General features: G+C 71.6%; 3 protein-coding genes. 1 reads left to right on the top strand and 2 read right to left on the bottom strand.

Going from position 1 to position 3,076, the window contains the following annotated elements; all coding sequences use genetic code 11:
• Positions 1 to 229: hypothetical protein (locus tag V7Z97_RS19930; RefSeq protein WP_334165303.1), on the bottom strand; the 229-nt coding region annotated here is incomplete at its 3' end.
• 149 nt (positions 230 to 378) lie between these two features.
• Positions 379 to 1,827, bottom strand: coding sequence for an NADP-dependent isocitrate dehydrogenase (locus V7Z97_RS19925; RefSeq protein ID WP_334165302.1), 1,449 nt, complete (start codon positions 1,825 to 1,827; stop codon positions 379 to 381).
• 111 nt (positions 1,828 to 1,938) lie between these two features.
• Here V7Z97_RS19925 and V7Z97_RS19920 point away from each other — a divergent pair, with 111 nt between their 5' ends.
• Positions 1,939 to 2,817: a LysR substrate-binding domain-containing protein gene (locus tag V7Z97_RS19920; RefSeq protein WP_334165301.1), complete on the top strand. Its 879-nt coding sequence runs from the start codon at positions 1,939 to 1,941 to the stop codon at positions 2,815 to 2,817.
• Positions 2,818 to 3,076: the final 259 nt, after the last annotated feature.

Genomic DNA, 3,076 nt, shown 5'->3' with positions numbered 1-3,076 from the left:
CCAGGCGCGTGCGCTTGACGAGCAGCAGGAGGGCCAGGACGCCGGCCACGATCCCGACGGCGTAGCGGGCTCCCGGCTCCAGCCAGCCGACGCCGGACCTGGCCTCGGCCCAGCCGTAGATGGGATGGATGTCGAGGCCGACGAACTTCGGCCAGACCCACAGGGCGACGAGGCTCATCGCCAGCATCACCGCCCCGCTCAGGCTGAAGGCCATGTTCTGGTTGTTCATAGCTTCCTCCGTTCCGATTGGCCCGACATCGCGGCCGGCCGGCCGCCAGAGGGGCCCGGGCCCTGAAGGCTAGGTGAGCGGGGCGGGCGCCCGTTCCAACAGGCTTGGCCATTGAAAAACGTCATGGCTGTCATCGCGCCGCGCGCGCCTCACTGGCCCTGGCCGAGGCTGTAGCCCGGCTCGCCGTCGAAGGTGCACAGGTGCTCGGTCTTGATGAAGTCGACGCCGGCGTCGGCCGCCCGGCCCGAGAGCGCGACGATCTGGTCGAGCGAGACGGGGCCGCCGCCGTTCATGAACCGGCAGCGCCAGTGGTCGGTGCAGGTGGTTTCCGGCAGGCCGTCGGGCCAGACCTTCACGCCGCGGTTGGTGATCATCTTCAGCTGCAGCGGCCCCTGCTCCAGGCGCTGCAGCCGCCGGGCGAGAACCTCGGTTGAGCCGCGCCACTGGACGAAGAGGTCGACGCCCACCGTCCGCTTCTCGGCAGGCGGGCGGGGCCGGGCGCGCGGCGGGTCGAAGGGCGCATTGGCGCCGTAGCTGACCGCCGGCAGGGTCTCCGGCCGGCGGCCGAGCCGGGCGATCACCGCCTCGGCGAAGGCCTGGGTCCCGACCAGCCGGCGCGACACGCCCTCACGCCAGATGTCGCGGGTTTGGACGCCCTCCTCGAGGGTGGCGAGCCAGGCGTTGTGGACCGTCTGGGCGACGCCCGACTGGCCGAGGTGGTTGAGCATCATCACCCCGGCCAGCAGCAGGCCGGAGGGGTTGGCGACGTCCTGGCCCGCCAGCCGCGGCGCCGAGCCGTGGATGGCCTCGAACATGGCCACCCGCTCGCCGATGTTGGCCGAGCCGGCCAGGCCCACGGAGCCGGCGATCTGGGCCGCCACGTCGGAGAGGATGTCGCCGTAGAGGTTCGGCATGACGATGACGTCGAAGGCTTCGGGCGTGTCGGCGAGCTTCGCCGCCCCGATGTCGACGATCCAGTGCTCGTTCTCGAGGTCCGGGTATTCGGCGGCGACCTCGTCGAAGACCCTGTGGAACAGGCCGTCGGTGAGCTTCATGATGTTGTCCTTGGTGAAGCAGCTCACCTTCCGGCGCCCGTTGGCGCGGGCGTATTCGAAGGCGAAGCGGACGATCCGCTCGCAGCCCGCACGGCTCACCAGCTTCAGGCACTGGTAGACCTCGTCGGTCTGCCGGTGCTCGATCCCGGCGTAGAGGTCCTCCTCGTTCTCGCGGACGATCACCACGTCCATCGCCGGGTGCCGGGTCGGCACGAACGGGGCGTAGGCCGCACAGGGCCGGACGTTGGCGTAGAGGCCGAGGGTCTTGCGGACCGTGACGTTCAGCGACTTGAAGCCGCCGCCCTGGGGCGTGGTGATGGGAGCCTTGTAGAACACCCGGGTGCGCCGCAGGCTTTCCCAGGCGCCGGGCTCGACGCCGGCGGTGAAGCCGCGCCGGTAGACGCCCTCGCCGATCTCTATGACGTCGATGTCGAGGCGCGCGCCGGCGGCCAGGAGGACGTCGAGACTGGCCCGCATGATGTCCGGACCGATGCCGTCCCCGTAGGCGACGGTGATGGGTGTCTTCAGGTTCAGTGCGTTCATGGGCTCCGCGTCCAGTCTGGTTGTCGGGCTCCTCTAAGGCCGCGCTTTCGATTTCGGATGTTGATTGTGGTCATGCCCGTGATTAGCTCTCGTCATCACCAGCGAGGCGGCATGGCGTTCATCAACCTGGACCTGGACCTAGTCCGCACCTTCGTGGCGGTGGCCGAGGCGCGGAGCTTCACGCGGGCCGGCGAGCGGCTCGGGCGCACCCAGTCGGCGGTCAGCCTGCAGATCCGCAGGCTGGAGGACCGGCTCGGCCGGCAGCTCCTGTCGCGCGACCCGCGGCACGTGACCCTGAGCGCCGACGGCGAGGCCTTCCTGCCCGAGGCCCGGCGGCTGCTGCGGCTGAACGACGACATCGTCGGCCGGCTGACCGAGGGGGACGTGGAGGGCGAGGTGCGGCTGGGTTCGCCGGAGGACTTCGCCACCGTCCACCTGCCCGAGATCCTGGGGGAATTCGCCAAGGCGCATCCCAGGGTGACCCTGACGGTCACCTGCGACCTGACGCTGAACCTGCTGGACCGGCTGCGCGACGGGGCGCTGGACCTGGCGTTGGTGAAGCGCGAGCCGCTGGGGCCGGACCTGGGGGTGCGGGTCTGGCGCGAGTCGCTCGTCTGGGCGGCCGCCGACCCGGGCGTGCTGGACCGGTCGGACGCCGCGCCCCTGGTCGTGGCGCCCAGTCCCTGCGTCTACCGCAGGCGGGCGATCACAGCGCTGGAGACGGCGGGCCGCCCCTGGCGCATCGCCTACACCAGCCCCTCCCTGGCCGGGCAGCACGCGGCGCTGCGGGCGGGGCTGGGCGTGACGGTGCTGCCCCGCGACATGACCCCGCCCGACCTGGCGCTGCTGGGCCCGGAGAGCGGCCTGCCGGCCCTGGCCGACGCCGAGATCGCCCTGATGCGCGCCACCACCGCCGTGCCCCCCGCGGCCGAGCGGCTGGCGGGCTTCATCCTGTCGTCCCTGGACCGGCGCCACGCCATGGCCGGGTGATCAGCCGGGCTGATCTTCCCCATCACGAGGATCAATCACCGCCGCCCTCCCCCGCCGCGGCCGGCGTGGCCATATCAGGCGTGGCGGACCGGGCCCCTCTGACGGCCTCTCCCGGTCGTGATGTCGGACCGCCACAGGCGCGTCCGGCCGGCCGCTCTCCAGTCCCACCCACGGCCGGGCGCGCCTCCATTTCAGGAGGAGCCGATGACCAGCTACAGGATCGCCCGTCTCAGGAACCAGCACCGCTGGCTCGAGGAGC

This window comes from Phenylobacterium sp., from assembly GCF_036821595.1.
In the GTDB taxonomy this organism is placed as follows: domain Bacteria; phylum Pseudomonadota; class Alphaproteobacteria; order Caulobacterales; family Caulobacteraceae; genus Phenylobacterium.
This window is presented reverse-complemented; position numbering and strand designations above follow the sequence as displayed.

Bases quoted from the DNA above. Each gene is read 5' to 3' on its own strand.
- V7Z97_RS19920 (WP_334165301.1), top strand. From the start codon at position 1,939: ATGGCGTTCATCAACCTGGACCTGGACCTAGTCCGCACCTTCGTGGCG.
- V7Z97_RS19925 (WP_334165302.1), bottom strand. From the start codon at position 1,827: ATGAACGCACTGAACCTGAAGACACCCATCACCGTCGCCTACGGGGAC.